Origin of the sequence: Colwellia sp. MB3u-8 (assembly GCF_014076985.1) — a bacterium.
GTDB lineage: Bacteria > Pseudomonadota > Gammaproteobacteria > Enterobacterales > Alteromonadaceae > Cognaticolwellia.
In genome coordinates, this window is record NZ_JACGVA010000037.1 from 66,353 (window position 1) to 86,996 (window position 20,644).

A 20,644-nucleotide genomic window follows, 5' to 3' on the forward strand; every position below is an offset into this window, starting at 1 on the left:
TACCTAGTAAGGAAAACAGCATGAGAGATGCAAAAGTCGTTGTGGCGTTAGATTTTGATAACAAAGATGAGGCCTTATCTTTTGTAGATAAAATTCAGCCGAATGATTGTCGATTAAAAGTAGGCAAAGAAATGTTTACTCATTTTGGCCCTGATTTTGTTAAAGAACTTGTTCAGCGTGATTTTGATGTGTTTCTTGATTTAAAATTTCATGATATCCCTAATACTGTCGCTAAAGCGGTTGTAGCCGCTGCAGATTTAGGGGTTTGGATGGTTAATGTACACGCTTCTGGTGGTCTTAAAATGATGGAAAAAGCCAAAGCGGCTTTATTGCCCTATGGAGATAAAGCACCTTTATTGATTGCGGTTACGGTTTTAACCAGCATGGGGCCAGAAGATCTCGCCGGAATAGGTATTACTAAGTCACCGGCTGAACATGTACTGCATCTAGCGTCCTTGACTAAACAGGCGGGTTTAGACGGTGTTGTTTGTTCAGCAATGGAAGCCGAATCACTGAAGCAATTATTAGGTAAAGACTTTAAACTAGTCACACCAGGTATACGCCCAGCGGGGAGCAATGCCGATGATCAAAAACGTATTATGACACCTCAACAAGCAATAGATGTTGGCGTCGACTATTTAGTGATTGGTCGACCGATCACTAAAGCTGAAAATCCACAGGCTGTATTACAAGAAATTAACCAATCAATTAGTTAGTTTCAACGATTAAATTATTTATTACCCTATCTATTTGACAAGTAACGATAAGACTTCTAAACCTAAATAAAGTGAATTATTATTTATATTTATGATAATTCATTTATATGGAAATTCATTTTATTAGAAGGAAGGTCTTATGAAAAAGCATATCTGTTATTATCTTATTATCTTATTTACGGCAATGTCATTGCCACTTCAAGCTGTAGGCTTCAACGAAACGCCAGCCGTTATTTCATCACAAGAAATACAAGTTATTGATATTAATAAAGCGGATATTGAAACTTTAGCTTTATTAAAAGGTGTGGGAGAAAAACGAGCAAAAGCAATCATCGCGTATCGAGAGTTAAATGGTGCATTTACATCTATTGATGATTTAAAAAATGTTAAGGGTATAGGTCAGCGCACATTAGAGTTCAATAAAGGAAAGATTAAGTTGTAATTATTGATCATTGTTCACGAGCAGTGAAGTAATTAAGATAGATAATATAGTGTTAAAGCTAGACAGTAAAAAACCAGTCAACAGACTGGATTTTTACTGTCTAGCTTAATCTTTACAACAAGCTATCTAGGGTCAATTCCATCATATCTTTGAAAGTTGTTTCACGTTCATCAGCTGTGGTTTGCTCACCGGTTTTAATATGATCGCTCACGGTTAGCACTGTCAGTGCTTTTTTACCATATTCAGCAGCAACACCGTATAAACCTGCTGCTTCCATTTCAACGGCTAAAATACCGTACTTTTCCATTAAGGCAAACATTTCTGGTTGCGGCGTGTAAAATAAATCAGAGGTAAAAATATTACCCACACGAATATTTTTACCGGTTTTTTCCGCTGTTTTTACTACGTTATATAATAACTCAAAGTCAGCGGTAACGGCGAAATCACAGGCATTTAAACGTGAACGATTAACATTTGAGTCTGTGCTTGCGGCCATACCAACAATGATGTCGCGTAGTTTTATATCATCACGAACTGCGCCACAAGAGCCAATGCGAATAATGCTTTCAACGCCATAGTCTTTATACAATTCTGTCGCGTAGATTGAAATAGAAGGTATACCCATTCCTGAGCCCATCACTGAAACGGGTTTGCCTTTATAGCTACCTGTGTAGCCAAACATATTACGTACACGGGTGACACATTTTGCATCATCAAGAAAATTTTCTGCTATATATTTTGCGCGTAGTGGGTCGCCCGGCATAAGTACCGTTTTAGCGAAATCACCTGCGTTTGCTTCTATGTGTGCTGTTGCCATGAGAGTTAACCTTTGTTAATGGTGTTCAATCACAGTAAGTTTTTAGCCATTGCCGATATATGGTATCAATTCAGCCGCTATCAAGGGTGTTTTACTGATATGTTTTTTAAATGTTGAAAGTAGAATTCTAACTGAAAAAGCGCTCGATGATCCAGTGATAACCGATGCTGCCTAAATAAATGCCGAAAATTCCGGCAATACCTGATAAAACAGGGGGTGCAGGTATGGGTAATTTCAGTAATGAAAATATCAAGCCCACCACAATACCTGTTATTGTCGCGATAATAACTTCGTACACGTGTTCTCCTAGTTGATTGTTAATTAATTATTTTAACTTAAGATCAACAATTACAACAATGAGCTTGAGTCATTATTTAGCACTTTATGCTTTAATGCTGATTTTTCACTATCTGATAAAAAGCTCGCTTTAAGCGAGTTTTCTTGCAGCTGCTTTATATCGTTATCATCAAAACCTAGGGTATTACGAGCAAGATCATATTCATTTTTTAGCTCAATACCTTGTACCGCAGGGTCGTCAGTATTTAAACAAACCAATAATCCACGGGCTAGAAAGTCTTTAATGGGATGTTGACTTAAATCTTTAATAGTACCAGTTTGATAGTTCGACGTTAAACAAGACTCAATAGCAATATCATGCTTTACCATATAATCCATAAGCTTCTCGTCGCGATGACATGCAACACCATGACCAATGCGCTTAGCATGCAGTTGGTTTATAGCTTGCCAAATGCTTTCAGGTCCTGCAGCTTCACCCGCATGGATAGTGGCATTTAATTGTGCTTTTTGTACTTGATTAAAATGATCGACAAACATTTCACCCGGAAAATTGTATTCATCTCCAGCTAAATCAATCGCAATTAAATGTTGCTTATGAGTAAGTAGGGCGTCTAACTCTGCTTGGCACTTTTCTACACCAAAGGTTCGACTCAAAATACCAATCAGGTTAATTTTTACGTCATATATTTTACATGCTGCGTTAACGCCATCAATAACCGCGGCAACAACATCAGCAACCACAAGGTTATTATTCATGGCCATGTAATAGGGTGAGAAACGTAATTCTGCATAATGAATACCCGCGTTAAAGGCATCTTCAACGTTTTCAAACGCTATGCGCTTACAGTCATCTAAGGTTTTAAGCACAGCAACGCCCCAATCAAGTTTACTGAGAAAAGCTAATAAATCGCTTTCACTACCTTGTACTTGCACATGTGGAATAAAGGCTTCAAAGTCAGTTTCAGGCAAAACGATGTGATGTTGTTGTGCTAATGCCCAAATGGTTTTAGGGCGGATATTACCGTCTAAATGTCGGTGTAAATCAATTAATGGTAGCTGAGAATGCGTCATAGTTATTGGCAACCTAGATGAATATGTTTGATGAAAAATACGACCAGAGTTTTCTACAATAAGCGTATTTATCTTGCTCTGATGTAAGATGATTTTATTATACCGTCTTTTTCGTATTTTATGTTGCTATTAGCGTGATAACACTGATAAATTAACCAAGAGGCTAATCATCTAGGTGTCTAGACGTAAATATTGAGTAGCAATTATTCGCAGTATAAAGAGACAAAATATGTTTGAGCAAACCGACGACGTTCGTATTAATAACATCAAAGAACTTTTACCTCCTATCGCATTACTTGAGCGATTTCCTTCATCAGAACAAGCAACAAAGTCGGTTTTTACTGGCAGAAAAGCCATAAGTGACATTTTTAATAATCAAGATGATCGTTTGCTTGTGGTTATCGGGCCATGTTCGATACATGATCCCAAAGCGGCCTTGGAATATGGTGAGCGCTTAGTTAAATTGCGTGAAAAATATCAAGACACGCTAGAAATTGTTATGCGAGTTTACTTTGAAAAGCCAAGAACTACTGTCGGCTGGAAAGGACTTATCAACGACCCTTATATGGACAATAGCTTTCAACTTAACGATGGTTTGCGTATTGGCCGTAAGTTACTGCTTGATTTAAATAACTTAGGCTTACCTACCGCCGGTGAGTTTTTAGATATGATCACCCCACAATATATGGCTGATTTTATGTGTTGGGGTGCCATTGGCGCACGCACGACAGAAAGCCAAGTTCATCGTGAATTAGCCTCAGGTTTATCATGCCCAGTTGGCTTTAAAAATGGTACCGATGGTACGATTAAAGTGGCTATTGATGCTATTGGCGCTGCGAGTGCTTCACATCATTTCCTTTCGGTAACTAAATATGGCCATTCTGCCATTGTTGAAACAGCAGGTAATGAAGATTGTCATATCATTTTACGTGGTGGTAGAAGCACAAACTTTGATGCTGATAGTGTTAAATCGGTTACCGAACAACTTGATAAGTCAGGTTTAAATACCAATATCATGATTGACTTTAGTCATGCTAACAGTAGTAAAAAGTTTGAAAATCAAATGTTAGTTTGTCGTGACGTTTGCCAACAAATGACTGCCGGTAATAAACAAATTTTTGGTGTGATGGTAGAAAGCCATTTAGTTGAAGGTCGTCAAGACTTAGCGCTGGGTGAAACAGGCACGTATGGCCAAAGCATCACAGATGCATGTATTGGCTGGCAAGATACTGAAATTTTGCTCGCTGAACTTGATCAAGCCGTTATTCAGCGCCGCGCACTGTAGTCATGTTAATCAGCAATAGATAACAGAAAAATAAAAAATATAAAAATAGGCTATTAATCGCGCCAGTCAGTTAATTCCTGACTGGCGTTTTTCGTTATAGCCAATTGATGACGTTAATTGCCAATCAGTGATAGTGAATTAACTCAGTTAATTAAAGCCAAAGAATTTAACATGCTGATGACATATAGCCTTGTCATCAGCGTGTTTATCGTTAAACTATAAATGATCAAGATCTAAAAATTCATAAGTATAAAGAGGGTAAACCATGGTTGATAACAACACAGCAGAAGAAACTATATTTTCAAAAATTATTCGCCAAGAAATTCCCGCACCATTACTTTTTCAAGATGATCTTGTGTCGGCGTTTCGTGATATTACTCCGCAAGCTAAAAGTCATATTTTAATTGTACCTAATAAGCTCATTCCAACAGTTAATGATATTGAAGTAGAAGATGAGCTAACTATTGGTCGTATGTTTACTGTTGCGAAGAAACTGGCACAAGCAGAGGGAATAGCAGAAGACGGTTATCGTTTGATCATGAATTGTAATCAACACGCTGGCCAAGAGGTTTATCACATTCATCTGCATTTAGTGGGGGGAGAACCGTTAGGGAGAATGTTAAACCCTAAGTAAATTAATTATTTGAATAAGTATGTTATGCGATAAAGCTCATGACTTATTACCCCTAGTTCAAGTTAAGATAAGGCAATATAAAGTTTTTGTTTATTTAGATTTTACGCTGTACTTTTAAATAAATATTGTTAGTATGCATATCGAACCAAGGGGTGCCTGAAAATTGTTTACGATTTTAATGGCTGAGATGCGAAGCGAACCCTTAGAACCTGAACCGGATAGTACCGGCGTAGGAATGGTTAAGCTAATCGCATTACCGTTATGTAACTTTATATTTTTTAGGCATTACTCGCTTGCTAACTATAATGCTACAGATTAAACCGAGTAGCTACCTCACTTCCCCATGCCGGATCCCATAACGTATTCCTAATCGAATTTATGAGATCATAATGACATTTACAAAATCACCTATTACTTTAGCTATTTTAACCAGCATGGTTGCTTCTACAACTTTTGCCGCTGACAGCCCTATTAATACGGCAGAGCAAACAATAGAAGTTATTACCATAGACGGCGACTTCCGCTCTACGTCACTACAAAAAACCGCCAGTTCTTTATCTGTTATCGCTAGCGATGAAATTAGCGCGCGTAATGCACAGAACTTAGAAGAAATAATTGCTCGAACACCCAATGTTAATTTCTCTAGTGGCACACAGCGCGCTAGGTATTATCAAATACGTGGTATTGGTGAGCGTAGCCAATTCAAAGAACCGATTAATCCCTCTGTGGGTTTAGTGATCGACGGTATAGACTTTTCTAGTATCGGCAGCATAGCGTCAACTTTCGATGTTGAACAAGTTGAAGTTTATCGTGGTCCTCAAGGTACACGCTTTGGTGCTAATGCTATGGCCGGCATGATAAATATCACTTCAAGTGCGCCTACCGATGTCTTTGAAGGTAAAGTAAGACTATCTGCTGGAAATTATGACAGTTATAGCGCTGGTTTGGTTTTATCCGGTCCAGCCACTGAAAAGGTAAACTACCGTTTAGCGGTTGAACAGTACCGTAGTGATGGTTTTATCATTAATGACTTTTTACATCGTGATGACACTAACAACCGTGATGAATTAACCATGCGTGGTAAGTTAGCTATTGCGATAAGCAAAAATTTAACCCTTGATATAACTACATTTATTGCGGATTTTGACAATGGCTATGATGCCTTTTCACTGGATAATACACGTCATACCTTATCAGACCAACCCGGTTTTGATCGCCAAGATACCAAAGCGTTAGCGACTAAATTTACCTATCAAGGCGTTAGCGATTTTACGCTGGAGACTATCATCAGCTATGCTGACTCAGCATTAGACTACGGCTATGATGAAGATTGGGCCTATGTGGGTATTCGTCCGGCTTGGGAATATAGCTCAGAAGATCATTATTTTCGTGATAAAACATCAGCGACATTTGAGCTAAGAGCGCTTTCAGAGCAAGGAGGTGAAATTTTTAATGGCAGTACCGCTTGGGTAACAGGCATATACTTCAAGCAAGAAAAAGAAGATTTATTACGTCAATATACCTATTTGTCTAGTGATTTTAGCTCGTCTTTTGATAGCGATAACATGGCGGCATTCATACAATTTGATAGCCAACTGACTCAGCAGTTAAGTCTAACAACCGGTTTAAGGTTAGAGCGCAGAAACGCAGATTATACCGATTCAGAGCAACTGAGTTTTGATCCAAGCGATACCATGGTCGGTGGTAAAGTGGTGTTGTCGTATCAAGCGGATAAAAATAATTTATTCTATGGCTCAGTGAATCGTGGTTACAAGGCCGGAGGTGCCAACACTGAGGGCAGTTTACCTACTGAACTTCGTGAGTTCACGGCTGAGTATTTGTGGAATTACGAATTAGGCTATAAAGTCAGTTTATTGGATAATCAAGCCTATGTTCGAAGCGCCGTATTTTACATGGACAGGGACGATATGCAGGTGCGCACGTCATTTTTACAAGAACGTGAAGATGGCAGTACCGACTTTGTTTCATATTTAGGTAATGCGGCAACCGGTACCAATTTAGGTCTTGAACTAGAGGCAGGGTGGCAGATCAGCCCTGAACTTGAAATTTATGGCGCTGTTGGATTGTTAGATACCCAATACAATGGTTTTATTGATGCTGACGGCCATGATAAATCAGGTGACGAACAAGCACATGCCCCTAGCTACCAATTTAATCTTGGTTTGAATTATCAATTATCAGATCACTTACGGGTGAATATTTCTGTTGACGGTAAAGACGAATTTTTATTCTCTGATAGTCATAATGAAAAATCTGCAGCAATTGAAGTGGTTAATATGTCAATGAGTTATGCAAAAGATGACTGGCAAGTGAAGGTCTGGGCGCGTAATTTGTTTGATGAAAGTTATGCTACGCGTGGTTTCTATTTTGGCAATGACCCAAGAGACGAATATAGCGCAAAAGCCTATTATCAATTAGCTGAGCCGGCGGTATTTGGTGCAACATTTGATTATAATTTCTAAGAAAATAGAGGTAAATACTTGTGCTTAGCAACTTGCCTCTATCTGTTAGGTCTTAGCAAATAGTTTACATATCAATGAATGGTGTAGCCTATTAGATAAAGTGTTTAATAGGCTACAACGCGGTACTGGTCAAATAAGAAGAAAGTTATTTATGAAAATATCAATTGAAATTAGTTTATACCCGTTAGCGGAAGAAAAATTTAAAACAGAAATCTGGGCGTTTATTAAACGTTTACGCTTAGTTCCAGGACTCAAGGTAGTGACCAACGGTATGAGTACACAAGTATTTGGCGATTATGACTTAGCCACGGCGCATGTGATGGCAGAAATTAAACATGTACATCAAACGCTAAATGCTGCGGTATTTATTTGCAAGTTTATCGGTGGCGATCGCTCTGTTGTAGAAGCCGAAACATAATGGCGAATGCAATCAGTGCAACCAGTGAAATTTTTACTTACTTCACCACCTTGCCCTTATTAGAGTTGATCGCGGTGGTCGCATCATTACTGTATGTGGTTTTAGCGGCAAAAGGTAGTATTTGGTGCTGGCCTGCTGCCATATTAAGTACTGTGTTATATACGGTTATTTTTTATGATGTTTATCTTTGGATGGACAGCTTGCTGCAGTTATATTATTTATTGATGGCTGTGTATGGTTGGTTTTGCTGGCATAAAAATACCCCCTCAAACACCCTTACTGATTTGAATAGGCTTTTGTATAGCCAATGGACCTTACAGCGCCATAGCCGTATTATTGTGCTTTTAACGCTTGTGTCGTTAGTTTTAGGTTGGGTAATGGCGACTTATACCCCAGCACATTTTCCATATCTTGATAGTGCCACCACGGTTTTTGCGGTGTTTGCTACTTATCTAATTACCCAAAAGGTATTAGAGAATTGGTTATATTTTATTGTGATTGATCTAGTATCGATTTATCTCTATGTTGAAAAGGGCTTGATCCCAACAGCAGCACTCTTTGGCAGTTTCGTGATCTTAGCGGCTTATGGTTACTGGCAATGGCGCAAACAATATAAACTGCAATTTAACCCAGAGCACAATAACCTGTGCATCAATAATTCTGTTGCAGGCTAACTTGTCAGATAAAAAGTCGGAGACAGGGCTAAAGGATTGTCTGATAGAATCTAGAGTTGTGGTAACTTGTAGGAAGCATTTTGACATTTGATCAAGCAATAATAGACCAGCAGCAACAATCGCTAGCACTAAAATTAAGCCATCTACCTTGTTTTAATCTCAAGGTAGATCATATCAGTGTTATTAATGCAGGATTAAGCCAGCCTTGTTTTCAAGTTAGCCATGAAAATAAAATCTATTTTGCCAAGTATTTAATCGTTGATAGTATAGAACCTTTAGCGAGCCAACTCGCGGCCAGAGCTGGAATTTCTCCTAAGCTAATATATGTTGGACAAAACTGGTTAATTACTGAGTTTATAGCAGGTCAGGACCTAGATAACGGCAAGCAGAGTGAAGAAGAAAAGTTAGCCGTCACAATAGCGCTATTGGCGCGCTGTCATAACATTGCTCCGTCGAGTACGAGTAGTAAGAGCGAAAGTAGTCACAGCAATCATCAAAACTTAACACAAAAAATATCACTAACCGATGATTTGCTATCAAAACAGTCTTACTTACCGAGTCTGGATATATCCGCCACTATTGAGCAATTATTGCAAAATATAGTACTTAGCTCTACTCAATATCAGGCGCTAAAATCCTTAGTCAATGTCTTTCAACAAAACTTGGCCGACACTCATAAAATAGTGCAGCACACCAGCCACGTTTTTTGCCATGGTGACGCTAATTACAGCAATATTATAGCGTTGAAAAATGAGACTAAAAACCCAGGAAATTTATATAAAATAATTGATTTTGAATGTGCATGTATCGCACCAATAGAATATGACCTTGGGATGCTAATGGCGGTTAATAGCATTGATAGCAGTAAAGTTGAAATGATTACATCGCGCTATCAGCAAGCATTAACTCGCTTAAATCAGCAACGAAAATTAACAAAAATTATCGACAATTTAACAGAGAGTACACAGGAAAACAGTAATACCTCGCCACTACTAGTTACGTGTTACTTTGATTTTTCAATTTTAATCAATAGCTTATGGTATTTAACTCAATATCAGGGCCGTAAGCTAATAAAGTACAAAATATTGTCAATAAAGCAATTAATGTTACTGGCAATTAGGCATCCAGAGGTAAATAGGCTCTTAGATGAAATGAGATAAGGCGTACAAATCTTAAGACTAGTGGTAGTGCTAGCGTCGTGTGCTTAGCGCATAATTGCACTAACCCCACTTACTGGTGTCTTGTGTGAATTGGAAAGAATTTGTAGAAAATAGAAATCGCTTATTTTGGTTGGTTCATACAGCTGGCTGGTGTGGTTTTGCCTTAGTACATTACTTAGGTTCATTACTGCACGATTTACGCGATATTTTTCTGATTATTATCTTATTGAATGCCTATGCCGGTTGGTTATTTACGGTGCCGTTAAGGTATATTTATCGTCGTGTTTGGAATTTCACACCGTTAAAAATCGCCATCGTGGTGATATTAACCTCTTATTGTACCGGCGTATTATGGCAAGTGGTAAAAAATATTAATTATTGGGAAATATACAAGCACGGCTATCGCCCTGATTTTTGGCTTTATTACACAAAAAACAGTCTATTATCCTTCTTCATTATTTTAAGTTGGAGTGCTTTATATTTTGGTACTAAATATTATCAAATGCTGCAAAAAGAAAAACAGAATGTATTACGTGCCAATGCGGTTGCCCATCAAGCACAGTTAAAAATGCTGCGTTATCAGCTTAACCCTCACTTTTTGTTTAATACCCTAAACGCGATATCAACGCTAATTTTGGTACAAGAAAACAAAACCGCCAATGGTATGGTCACTAAGTTAAGTGAGTTTTTACGTTACTCGCTGGATAAAGACCCTATGAAGCGAGTAACACTCGACAGTGAGTTGCAAGCCCTAAGGCTTTATTTAGACATTGAAAAAGTACGTTTTGAAGAGCGCTTACAAGTCACATTTAATGTGGCTAGCGACTGTAACTTGGCCTTAGTGCCGAGCATGATATTACAACCCTTAGCTGAAAACTCAATAAAACATGCGGTAGCAGTACAAGAGCAAGGCGGTGCAATTATCGTGTCTGTGCATCGTTTTGGTAACGATTTACTGATTGAGTTGGCTGATAATGGCCCAGGTGCAGATATTAACAATGGTAACTTATTTCGTGAAAATGGTGTCGGTTTGGTCAATACCCGAGAACGATTGCAAGCTTTATATCAGAATGATTTTTCGTTAGTTGTTGCCAACAATATACCCACTGGTGTTAAAATCAGTATACGAATTCCTTATGAAGTTGGCGGTCGAATATGAGCAAACAGCTCAACACCATAATTGTTGACGATGAACCCCTCGCTAGAAAAGGCTTGGCGGTTCGTCTGCAAGAGCACAAAGACATCAACATTATTGCCCAATGTACTAACGGCAGAGAAGCATTAGAAGCCGTTAGAGCCTATCAACCTGACTTAATATTTCTTGATATTCAAATGCCGGGCTTAAATGGTTTTGAAGTCGTTGAAGCTATTATTGCACAGGGCTTGCATTTACCTATGGTGGTATTTGTTACCGCTTTTGACCAATACGCTATGCAGGCTTTTGAAGTACATGCACAGGATTATCTACTTAAACCCGCTGACGAACAACGCCTTGCTCAAACCTTAGATAAAATACGCCAAAGTATCAGTAGTGAAGTTAATGCCCTTCATAAGTCAAAATTAGTGCGTTTAGTGAGTGACGTTACCGGTAACGATTGTGAAAAAATTTTACAAGAGCTAGAAAATAACGAACCGGTCAGTGTGTCGAGTTATTCTGATGTATTAGCGATAAAAGATGCTGGTGAAGTTAGCCGAGTGCCGGTAAAAGATATTTTATGGATCGACGCTGCCGGCGATTATATGTGTGTTCATACTGACGATAACACTCATATTCTTCGTAAAACCATGAAACAACTTGAAGCAGTGTTAGACCCTCGACGATTTCTACGCAGCCACCGCTCTACCATAGTGAACAAAAGTTATATTGATAAGTTTTGCAGCCAGCTCAATGGTGAATATTATTTAGTCATGACAAACGGCAAAGAGTTAAAAGTTAGCCGCAGTTATAAAGAAAAGGTTAAAAAATCTGTGGTGGCATAGTGAGCCTACATTTATTAATAAATCAAGGCTAACGTGTTTGAGCTAATTGAGAAAATTAATATAAGCGTTATGGTGTTGTCCGACTCAAACAAAAGATATACTGCAGGTCTTAGTAATAAATAAAAGCACTTTAGGGATCAACCATATGTACATGATAGTTAAGCACACCCATCTGACTATAATTATGCTTACTTTTATCTTTTTCATGATTAATTTTGTCTTAACAATGAAAGGCTCTGATAAGGTCAATAATAAGCTGCTGAAGATTGGGCCACATATTTTATATACGCTTTTTGTTTGCACCTTTATTTACCTCGTTGCCGTTAATCCACTTAACTTATATCCCTTTGTTAATGGTTGGGCATCATCAAAATTAGCTGGTTTTGTCATTTATGTACTTTCTATCACTTTGGCGCTTAAGTGGGCAAAGTCTACCTTATGGCGTGTTGTAGGTTTCATTAGTGCCGTATTTTGGTTGGCCATGACTGCCAGACTAGGTTTTGCTGATCATCTTAAATCGAAAGCGATTAGCGAAGATGCTAATGCTTATATCGAGTTAGGACAATCTATGTTAACAGCGATTTGTTAAGCGCTTTAACGGGACAAGCACCCAGCTAAATAATATAAGCCGCTGTGACTGTTTTATTTAAAATATAACAAGAAACAGTTGGCTTTTTCAGCGGCTATGCTAATTATCAACCAAAATATACAGCTGTATAATAGTCGTTACTTCTGGAATTTTTTAAATGCACAGTATTGATCTTTTTGTAAAAAATTGGGGCAGCAAACAATCGATGACCCCAATCGATAGCGCTGATATAGCCGAACTTGAACAACGATTAGCGGCTATTCTCCCTAACACCTATAAATACTTACTATCGAATTATGGCTTAGTGCACACACCGAATGTGTTAAGCAGAATATGTGATTTAGGTGTCGATATATCTGAGGTACAAGATTTTTTAAGTCTTGAAGACGTATATTCATTATCCAAGTTATATGAAATGAGTGGCATGCCCAAAGGCCATATTTTGTTTGCCTCTGACTGTAAGGGCAACATGTTTTGTTTCAAACTGAGTGATTGTGAACGACAGCAGATAGATATACCCGTCTGGTTTTTTGACCATCAATTTCATACAGTGAAAAAAGTATCACCTAGCTTCAGTGAATGGCTAGGAGAATTCAATAAACTGTAAGGAAACTCATTTCTGCAATAATTTCACTAGACTGGTTATTTATTTAAGCTTAATAACGACATTTTTGGTATGACGATCCCAGTGAGACTTAGTACCAAAGGACAGATGGAGATACTCAAGAAGTGAATTTTCTTTTATCTACCCGCGCTAATTCGTTTGAATATCAATGACCAGAGTCATTAAAAGATCACATTATGGCTAGATTAGTGGGTTATCGTTACTTAGGGCTAGATAAGTTGATCAATAGCGCTAACATGACTCGCTTAACCACCATCAAGCTAATAAAAAGACACGAGCTTTAACCCGTGTCTTTTTATTATGCTGCTTTACTTAGTATAAGGTTAAGCTGTTAGCTTAATTGCTTAATTAAACGCGTGGCTACTTCGCTTGAACTTGCTGGGTTTTGACCACTGATAATACCGCTATCTTCAACAACGAATGATGCCCAGTCGTCGCCTTTTTGGTAGTTGGCACCTTGCTTAACTAGCTCGTCTTCCAGTAAAAAAGGGACAATGTCGGTTAATTGCACCGCGTCTTCTTCACTGTTAGTAAAACCTGTTATTTTTTTACCTTGTACGATTGCAGCGCCATTTTTATCTTTAACATTAAGCAATACTGACGTTGAATGACAAACGACAGCTACCGGCTTATTTTGCTCGATAAATGCTGATATCAAGGCAATTGATTTTTGGTCAGTGGTTAAATCCCACATTGGACCGTGACCACCTGGATAAAAAACAGCGGCGTAATCATTCGCATCAATCAGCGCTAACTTGGTTGTTGTTGCCAATACTGCTTGGTTTGCTTTATCTTGCTCAAAACGACGAGTGGCATCAGTTTGAAAGTCGGCTTCGGCACTTTTTGGGTCTAACGGCGGTTGTCCACCTAAGGGGGAGGCTAATGTGACACTGAAGCCTGCGTCAATTAATTGATAATAAGGTGAAGCAAACTCTTCTAACCAGAAACCAGTTTTTTCACCTGTGTTACCTAGCTTGTCATGTGAAGTTATTACCATTAATACGTTAGTTGTATTTGTTACAGTCATTTAAATTTTCCTATGCTAGTTAATTTCAAAGTAAACTTTCTGTGAGTGCCTATTTATGCATCTCATTTATGTGTCAAGTATATGCTTAACTGCTTTTAATACAATGCAGATAAAGTTGACAACATTGTTTTAATTATTGATACAATGTATTGGGTGTAAGTTGTAGCAAGCCGAGCAATTAAGTGATCAACTTCAAATCTGAACCTCAACATAGTCAACTTTATGGTGGTGCGCAATGACATACCTAAGTATGACTTGCTCATATTATCCTGCATTGCGCTATTGGCTTATATCCATATGAGTATCAATAGGGTGGCTTTATTTTTCCCCATTATCTTTATTAACTATTGGTTAATTATTTTATCCATTGGGTACAGTAAAATAGGCACAGTAAAAATATTTGTTGAGTAAAATTTTTAATAAGGGTGACTATTAACAAGGGTGACTGTCAATTAAGGGGGACTAAGTGGATATTTCTTTTGAACAATTAAAAAGTATGGTGGTATTTTCGCATGTGGTCGAGCAAGGCAGTTTTAGCGCGGCTGCAAAACATATTGGGCTTTCTAGAGCGGTAGTGAGCTACCATATTAAAAAACTTGAGACTCAGCTTGGTATTACACTTTTGAATCGTTCAACGCGATCTATTGCCTTAACGCAAGCAGGTAGTGATTATTATCAACGATGTCATATTATTGCTCAGCAGGCTAGCGCTGCTAATCAACAAATTCAAAACGTTAAAAATGAACCTGAGGGCCTACTTAAGATCACCTGTCCGGTTAGTGTTGGTCTGCATACTATTGTGCCGGCATTAGATAAATTTCGTCATATTTACCCGAAAATTGAACTCGACATCATGTTGACAGATGAGGTGGTCAATATTGTCAAAGAAGGGATTGATTTGGCTATTAGAGGAGCGCCTTTAGCAGACTCTGGCTTGCAAGCACGCAAGCTTGCTGTGTTAGCAACCTGCCTCTGTGGCTCACCAGACTACTTTGAGCAATATGGTCGGCCCGATAAACCAAGTGAATTAAGCCAACATAATTGGGTTGTTTATAAACTAGCCAGTAATAAGTTAACACTAGAAAAGTCAGGTCGGTCACATACCGTTGATATAAAAGGCACAATAACCACCAATAATGCTACGGCAAGAACGGCTTTTGTTGTGGGTGGCCATGGTTTAGGGCGGATCCCAACCTATGATGCTTGGCCAAAAATTAAAGCAGGGCATTTGCAAACGGTATTAGACGATTACCAGCTTAAAGCCATTGATGTTTATGGGGTATTTCCGCCAGGGGCTGCCAAGTCAAAAAAATTGCGACTTTTAATTGATTTTCTCGAACAGTTTTTTGATCAACAACAAGCAAGATTGCTCATCAAAGATCGTTAATCAAAATCTTAAAGTTTACTCAAAAAACTTTGGTTCAGTAAATAGGTTCAGTAAATAGCTTCGTAAAATACGCTTAAATAATGAAAGCTGAGCCAATTTTAATAACTTAACAAGACTAAACAAATATAAATAGAACAAGAGCTAACAAAGACGTTGCGCGGTTAAAGCTAAAATATTTTCCTGTGCTTGTATTAAACTTTCACTAACCCCTTGTTGGTGCATAATGGCTGTTTGTAAGGCCACCGTAGCCACAGTATTATTCTGTTCTGCAATCATGATATTTGATTTTCCAGCTATGATGGCTTGTACAGCACCCACCCCCAATTTGGTTGCTAAAATTCGATCTTTGGCAACCGGTGAGCCACCCCGTTGAATATGGCCAAGAATACAGGCAGTGCAATCGATATGTGCTATGGCTTGTAGCTGTTGAGCTAACACAGAGGCACCTCCTTGCCATACATTTTCAGCAATGACAATAATATAGCTGGCATGTCGATTGGCTTGAGCGAGTTTTATTTCTTGCGCTAATGTGAGTAGTTTTTCTTGCTCGCCCGTTGTTTGATTATTATGGGCAAAATTTTCAAATGAAATAACTTGTTCAGCGGCACAAGCAATACCGACATTAAAAGTAATATGACCACTATGACGGCCCATTAATTCAACAATAAAAATACGCTCAAATGCTTCTGCCGTATCGCGAATTTTATCTATTGCTTCTATAGCGGTATTGATGGCGGTTGAAAAACCTATAGTAAAATCGCTACCGTCAATATCGTTATCAATGGTGGCAGGAATACCAATGATTTGACCAGACCACTCCTGTTGCAAGGCGATTGAGCCAGCAAATGAGCCATCACCACCAATAACAATTAAGGCGTCAATTTTTTCTTTTAACAGAGTGCTTGCTGCTTGCGCTATACCTAAGGGTGTTTTCATCGCGGGGCAGCGCGCACTTTTTAAAATAGTACCGCCTTTGTGAATAATATTTGCGACGTCTTTAACGCTAAGTGGCATTGACATATCGTCAATCAAGCCATTAAAACCAGCATAAAAACCCATCACTGCTATTTTGTAATGCTGTGCGGAAATAACAATAGCTCTAATAGCAGCATTCATACCTGGTGCGTCGCCACCGCTGGTTAAAACAGCGATTCTCTTAACCGGTTTGATCTTCTTTGGATTACTAGTCGGCATAGCTTTCTTCTCGTTTTAAATGTCCGAGGAATGTATTTCAAATTAGCAGTGATTTACCTTAAGGTAAAATAGTTTTTCATTAAGGCGCGCATAGTTTACTCTAGGTCAATAACTAGGCTTAATTCAATGGCTATAAGTTGTACGAGAAATATTAAATGAAAAAAATAAAACTAATACTAATTTGGCTATTAATGGCTGTGTTCTTATCCGGCTGTAGTTTCCGTTTTGTCTATAACCATTTAGATTGGTGGACTCATTGGTATCTTGATGATTATGTCACGCTAACTGAGCAACAACAGCAACGCTTCGATGATGAGTTTGAACAATTGCATTTGTGGCATCGCACCACACAGTTACCCGCTTATGTACAGCAGCTTAAAGCCCTTAAAATGGCGATTAACGAGCAAATAAATGAGCAGGACATCGCGGCTAACTTTGTACAATTTACTGAGCATTGGCAAAACTTTTTAATCGCCACAGAGCCTAAGTTACAGCCTTTGGTTGTTAGTTTGTCAACCGAGCAAACACAGCAATTGTTACAAGCACTACAAGAGGCTCATCAAGAGAGTCTTGATGATGATGAGGCTTTGTCTGAGCAGGACTGGTTAGAAGAACGCACGGACCAGCAGAAAGAGCAACTTAAAGACTGGTTTGGTAAGTTAACCCCTGAGCAAAAATCGCAAGTCACAGTGCTGAGCAAAGGCTTTCAGCACTCATTTGAACCGCGTATGCTTTACCGACAACGTTGGACCCAGCAGTTTGCTGACTTATTAAATGGCAACTTACCAGACCATCAATTTAAATTGGAGTTTTACAGTTTATTTGTTAATGGTCGTAGTTTACGAGATGAAAAATTTAATGCCATTACTAGCAATAACAATCAGGTGTTCACTAACATTTTTCTTTATATGGTGACAACGGCAACTAATAAGCAGCGTAAACGCATCAACAAAAAAATTGATAAAATACTTGGCGATTTAGAGTACCTAATTAATAATGATTAATTAATTGGTTGGTTGCTTAAGCAATGAATACAAATAGCGCGATAAAAAAACAAAAAAAATAGGTAGCTTTTAGCTACCTATTTTTAGTTGATTATTTTTAGTTAACTACCGTTCACCACGGTTAGTCATGTTAACCGTTATAAAACGATATTAAGCAAAGTGACTTTTAGTTAAGGTTAGCACTTTTAAGGTGTTAGTTGCCCCAACAGTTTCCATTACATCGCCGTGCGTTAAGATCACTTTATCGCCAACAACCAGCTCAGAACCTTTAACCACGGTAGACAATACCTCTTCTGCCATTTTTTCAGCATTGTCAGCATCTGTAGAGTCAAACAACACTGGATAAACACCACGGTAAATCGCTGTCTTAGTTAAGGTTTTATTATGGCGAGATAACGAGTAAATCGGTAAGCCAGAAGAAATTCGTGACATAATTTTTGTGGTATGACCCGATTCAGTTAATGCGATGATGGCTTTAACACCGACTAAATGATTAGCCGCATACATAGCCGACATCGCAATGGTTTCAGACACTTCAGTAAAGGCCATTTCCACGCGATGCTTTGAGGTAGTGACCGATCTTTCCTTCTCTGCGCCGATACAAACACTCGCCATTGCTTTTACTGTTTCAATCGGGTATTTTCCTGCAGCGGTTTCAGCAGAAAGCATCACGGCATCTGTGCCATCAAGCACGGCATTAGCAACATCCATCACTTCAGCACGTGTAGGCATAGGTTGCTCAATCATGGTTTCCATCATTTGCGTTGCCGTGATAACTACGCGGTTTAACTGACGGCTACGGGCAATAATATGTTTTTGTTTACCCACTAAGGCCGCATCACCAATTTCCACACCTAAATCACCACGGGCAACCATAACCACATCAGACGCTAGAATGATACCGTCTAACACTTTGTCATCATTTACTGCTTCAGCACGTTCAATTTTCGACACTAAACGCGCGTCACAACCGGCTTCTTGTGCCAATAAACGCGCTTCGCGCATATCAGCGGCGTCACGTGGAAAAGATACCGCAAGAAAATCAACGTTAATTTTAGCTGCTAGTTTAATATCTTCTTTGTCTTTATCAGTCAGGGCAGGAGCAGTAAGACCACCGCCTTGACGGTTAATGCCTTTGTTGTTTGATAATGGACCACCCACAGTAACTTCAGTAAAAACTGACTCTCCTTTGGTTTCAAGCACACGTAATTGTACACGGCCATCGTCGAGTAACAAAATATCACCTGGCACTACATCTTGAGGAAGTTTTTTGTAATCAATACCGACTTTTTCTTGGCAACCTTCGCCTTTCGCTAATGAGGCGTCTAATTCGAATTTTTCACCAATCACTAATTTTATCGGGCCATTTTTAAATGTTGAAACTCGAATTTTAGGTCCCTGTAAGTCGCCTAATATACCGACATAAATGCCTAGCTCTTTCGATAATTCACGTACTGTATTTGCGCGGTCAATATGATCTTGTGCAATACCGTGAGAGAAATTCAATCTAACAACGTTTACACCTGCAGCAAGTACTTGTTTTAATACGGCTCTATCATCAGTTGCAGGACCTAAGGTCGCGACAATTTTAGTTCTTCTAGGCATGGTAATCCTTAAAATTATATAATATTTTGTGTATTTATCAACGATTGGCTATGTACCAATAGCTACTAATTAGTCTTTACGTTCAAAGCGTGAGCTACGTAAACTGTCTTTAACTTTCTTCAAGTTGTCTCGAAATTTTGTCCCGCGACGAAGGGTAAAACCGGTCGCCAAACAATCAATTAAGGTAAGTTGGGCAATACGTGATGCCATTGGCATATATAAGTCGGTATCTTCAGCAACTTCAACTGATAGCACAATATTACATTCTTTGGCTAATGGTGATCCTGCTGTTGTTATTCCTATGACAGTGGCATCATTTTCACGTGCTAAACTTGCCACATCAACCAAAGACTTAGTTCTGCCGGTATGTGATATAACGACAACAACATCACCTTGGCAACTATTTATAGCACTCATACGTTGCATTAATATGTCATCAAAATAGACAACAGGCACATTAAAGCGAAAAAACTTATTTTGTGCGTCATGTGCGACGACCGCAGAAGCGCCTAAGCCAAAAAAAGAAATTTTATTGGCTTGAGTTAATAGGTCAACAGAGCGATTTATGGTGGAACTGTCTAAACTTTTACGCGCTAACTCTAGGTTCGCCATGGTTGATTCAAATATTTTTGAAGTATATTCTTCAGCCGAATCATTTTCATCAACATGGCGATTGACGTAAGGTGTGCCATTGGCCAAACTTTGTGCTAAATGCAATTTAAAGTCAGGATAGCCTTTAGTGTCGAGTCGTCGACAAAAGCGATTTACTGTGGGCTCACTTATATTAGCTTGTTTCGCCAAGGCAGCAATACTGGCATGTATAACCGTTTCAGGTGATGATAATATAACGTCTGCCACTTTTCGTTCAGATTTACTGAAAGTCTCTAACTCGTTGGCGATTTTTTCTAATATATTCATTACGTTTAAGCCTTCGCGTGTTACTTAACTGGTTAATTACCGAGCAAATAAAGGGTAACTGTAATTTATTTTCTGCCTTAAGAACAGAAAATATGAAAATTTATTTCATATTTTCGACTAATATAAAACAAAAGTGCTGAATTTTGCAAACATTTAATCCATTTTCATACTAAAGTAGTCTTGAAATGGCTGTTTTTAAATGAAATGGAAAGAATGTAGTAATATTACAGAAAGAGCTTTACTGATGACGCTATAGCAGATAAATTAGCCTCATATGTAGTTTAGTTACAGTAAAATAAATAATTGAGAATACACACT

General features: G+C 38.5%; 21 protein-coding genes and 1 riboswitch. Of the genes, 14 read left to right on the forward strand and 7 right to left on the reverse strand.

Features of this window, described 5'->3' with window-relative positions; genetic code table 11:
* The first annotated feature begins 20 nt into the window (after positions 1-20).
* Together pyrF and H4J54_RS02645 are read left to right on the forward strand one after the other, a co-directional pair.
* Positions 21-716 (forward strand): orotidine-5'-phosphate decarboxylase, encoded by a 696-nt coding sequence (gene pyrF, locus H4J54_RS02640; RefSeq protein WP_182189299.1) that lies wholly within the window; start codon positions 21-23, stop codon positions 714-716.
* 139 nt (positions 717-855) lie between these two features.
* A complete protein-coding gene (locus H4J54_RS02645; RefSeq protein ID WP_182189301.1) occupies positions 856-1,158 on the forward strand; it encodes a ComEA family DNA-binding protein in 303 nt (100 codons plus the stop codon).
* Between the two features lie 112 nt (positions 1,159-1,270).
* Here H4J54_RS02645 and deoD read toward each other — a convergent pair whose 3' ends face one another.
* The 3 genes from deoD to add form a co-directional block, all read right to left on the reverse strand.
* Positions 1,271-1,975 carry a purine-nucleoside phosphorylase gene (deoD, locus tag H4J54_RS02650; RefSeq protein ID WP_182189304.1) on the reverse strand — a complete coding sequence of 235 codons (705 nt, stop codon included), beginning with the start codon at positions 1,973-1,975 and terminating at the stop codon, positions 1,271-1,273.
* A 127-nt stretch (positions 1,976-2,102) separates the two neighbouring features.
* Positions 2,103-2,273 carry a XapX domain-containing protein gene (locus tag H4J54_RS02655; protein ID WP_182189306.1) on the reverse strand — a complete coding sequence of 57 codons (171 nt, stop codon included), beginning with the start codon at positions 2,271-2,273 and terminating at the stop codon, positions 2,103-2,105.
* Between the two features lie 50 nt (positions 2,274-2,323).
* The gene (add, locus tag H4J54_RS02660; RefSeq protein ID WP_182189309.1) at positions 2,324-3,343 is read right to left on the reverse strand and encodes an adenosine deaminase; all 1,020 of its coding nucleotides are present in this window, start codon (positions 3,341-3,343) and stop codon (positions 2,324-2,326) included.
* Between the two features lie 229 nt (positions 3,344-3,572).
* On the opposite strand from add, the gene aroG reads away from it, so the two are divergent.
* The 10 genes from aroG to H4J54_RS02710 all read left to right on the forward strand — a co-directional run bounded on the left by aroG (position 3,573) and on the right by H4J54_RS02710 (position 13,173).
* Positions 3,573-4,628: a 3-deoxy-7-phosphoheptulonate synthase AroG gene (aroG, locus tag H4J54_RS02665; RefSeq protein WP_182189311.1), complete on the forward strand. Its 1,056-nt coding sequence runs from the start codon at positions 3,573-3,575 to the stop codon at positions 4,626-4,628.
* Between the two features lie 265 nt (positions 4,629-4,893).
* Positions 4,894-5,262, forward strand: coding sequence for an HIT domain-containing protein (locus H4J54_RS02670; RefSeq protein WP_182189313.1), 369 nt, complete (start codon positions 4,894-4,896; stop codon positions 5,260-5,262).
* A gap of 138 nt (positions 5,263-5,400) precedes the next feature.
* Positions 5,401-5,515: riboswitch (TPP riboswitch) on the forward strand.
* 136 nt (positions 5,516-5,651) lie between these two features.
* The gene (locus tag H4J54_RS02675) at positions 5,652-7,745 is read left to right on the forward strand and encodes a TonB-dependent receptor (RefSeq protein ID WP_182189315.1); all 2,094 of its coding nucleotides are present in this window, start codon (positions 5,652-5,654) and stop codon (positions 7,743-7,745) included.
* 151 nt (positions 7,746-7,896) lie between these two features.
* Positions 7,897-8,163: a hypothetical protein gene (locus H4J54_RS02680; RefSeq protein ID WP_182137891.1), complete on the forward strand. Its 267-nt coding sequence runs from the start codon at positions 7,897-7,899 to the stop codon at positions 8,161-8,163.
* A complete protein-coding gene (pnuC, locus tag H4J54_RS02685; protein WP_182189318.1) occupies positions 8,163-8,837 on the forward strand; it encodes a nicotinamide riboside transporter PnuC in 675 nt (224 codons plus the stop codon). Before H4J54_RS02680 ends, pnuC begins: the two co-directional genes overlap by 1 nt.
* A gap of 80 nt (positions 8,838-8,917) precedes the next feature.
* Positions 8,918-9,997, forward strand: a complete 1,080-nt coding sequence (locus tag H4J54_RS02690; protein WP_182189321.1) for a phosphotransferase — start codon at positions 8,918-8,920, stop codon at positions 9,995-9,997.
* Between the two features lie 85 nt (positions 9,998-10,082).
* Positions 10,083-11,156 (forward strand): sensor histidine kinase, encoded by a 1,074-nt coding sequence (locus H4J54_RS02695; protein ID WP_182189324.1) that lies wholly within the window; start codon positions 10,083-10,085, stop codon positions 11,154-11,156.
* A complete protein-coding gene (locus tag H4J54_RS02700; protein ID WP_182189326.1) occupies positions 11,153-11,977 on the forward strand; it encodes a LytTR family DNA-binding domain-containing protein in 825 nt (274 codons plus the stop codon). Before H4J54_RS02695 ends, H4J54_RS02700 begins: the two co-directional genes overlap by 4 nt.
* A 151-nt stretch (positions 11,978-12,128) precedes the next feature.
* Entirely contained in the window at positions 12,129-12,566 is a 438-nt protein-coding gene (locus tag H4J54_RS02705) for a SirB2 family protein (RefSeq protein WP_404851885.1), read from the forward strand.
* A gap of 157 nt (positions 12,567-12,723) precedes the next feature.
* A complete protein-coding gene (locus H4J54_RS02710) occupies positions 12,724-13,173 on the forward strand; it encodes an SMI1/KNR4 family protein (protein WP_182189331.1) in 450 nt (149 codons plus the stop codon).
* Between the two features lie 349 nt (positions 13,174-13,522).
* Here the strand turns inward: H4J54_RS02710 and H4J54_RS02715 are convergent, their stop codons facing one another.
* Positions 13,523-14,218: a type 1 glutamine amidotransferase domain-containing protein gene (locus H4J54_RS02715; protein ID WP_182189333.1), complete on the reverse strand. Its 696-nt coding sequence runs from the start codon at positions 14,216-14,218 to the stop codon at positions 13,523-13,525.
* A gap of 466 nt (positions 14,219-14,684) precedes the next feature.
* Here H4J54_RS02715 and H4J54_RS02720 point away from each other — a divergent pair, with 466 nt between their 5' ends.
* Entirely contained in the window at positions 14,685-15,605 is a 921-nt protein-coding gene (locus H4J54_RS02720) for a LysR family transcriptional regulator (protein ID WP_182189336.1), read from the forward strand.
* Positions 15,606-15,746: 141 nt separating this feature from the next.
* Here the strand turns inward: H4J54_RS02720 and H4J54_RS02725 are convergent, their stop codons facing one another.
* Positions 15,747-16,799, reverse strand: coding sequence for an ATP-dependent 6-phosphofructokinase (locus H4J54_RS02725; protein ID WP_182189338.1), 1,053 nt, complete (start codon positions 16,797-16,799; stop codon positions 15,747-15,749).
* A gap of 155 nt (positions 16,800-16,954) precedes the next feature.
* Here H4J54_RS02725 and H4J54_RS02730 point away from each other — a divergent pair, with 155 nt between their 5' ends.
* Complete coding sequence (locus tag H4J54_RS02730) at positions 16,955-17,803, forward strand: DUF6279 family lipoprotein (RefSeq protein WP_182189340.1); 849 nt, start codon at positions 16,955-16,957, stop codon at positions 17,801-17,803.
* Positions 17,804-17,953: 150 nt separating this feature from the next.
* Here H4J54_RS02730 and pyk read toward each other — a convergent pair whose 3' ends face one another.
* Together pyk and H4J54_RS02740 are read right to left on the reverse strand one after the other, a co-directional pair.
* The gene (gene pyk, locus H4J54_RS02735) at positions 17,954-19,408 is read right to left on the reverse strand and encodes a pyruvate kinase (RefSeq protein WP_182189343.1); all 1,455 of its coding nucleotides are present in this window, start codon (positions 19,406-19,408) and stop codon (positions 17,954-17,956) included.
* Between the two features lie 69 nt (positions 19,409-19,477).
* On the reverse strand, positions 19,478-20,326 hold the full coding sequence (locus H4J54_RS02740) for a MurR/RpiR family transcriptional regulator (RefSeq protein WP_146881122.1): 849 nt from the start codon (positions 20,324-20,326) through the stop codon (positions 19,478-19,480).
* Positions 20,327-20,644 lie beyond the last annotated feature (318 nt).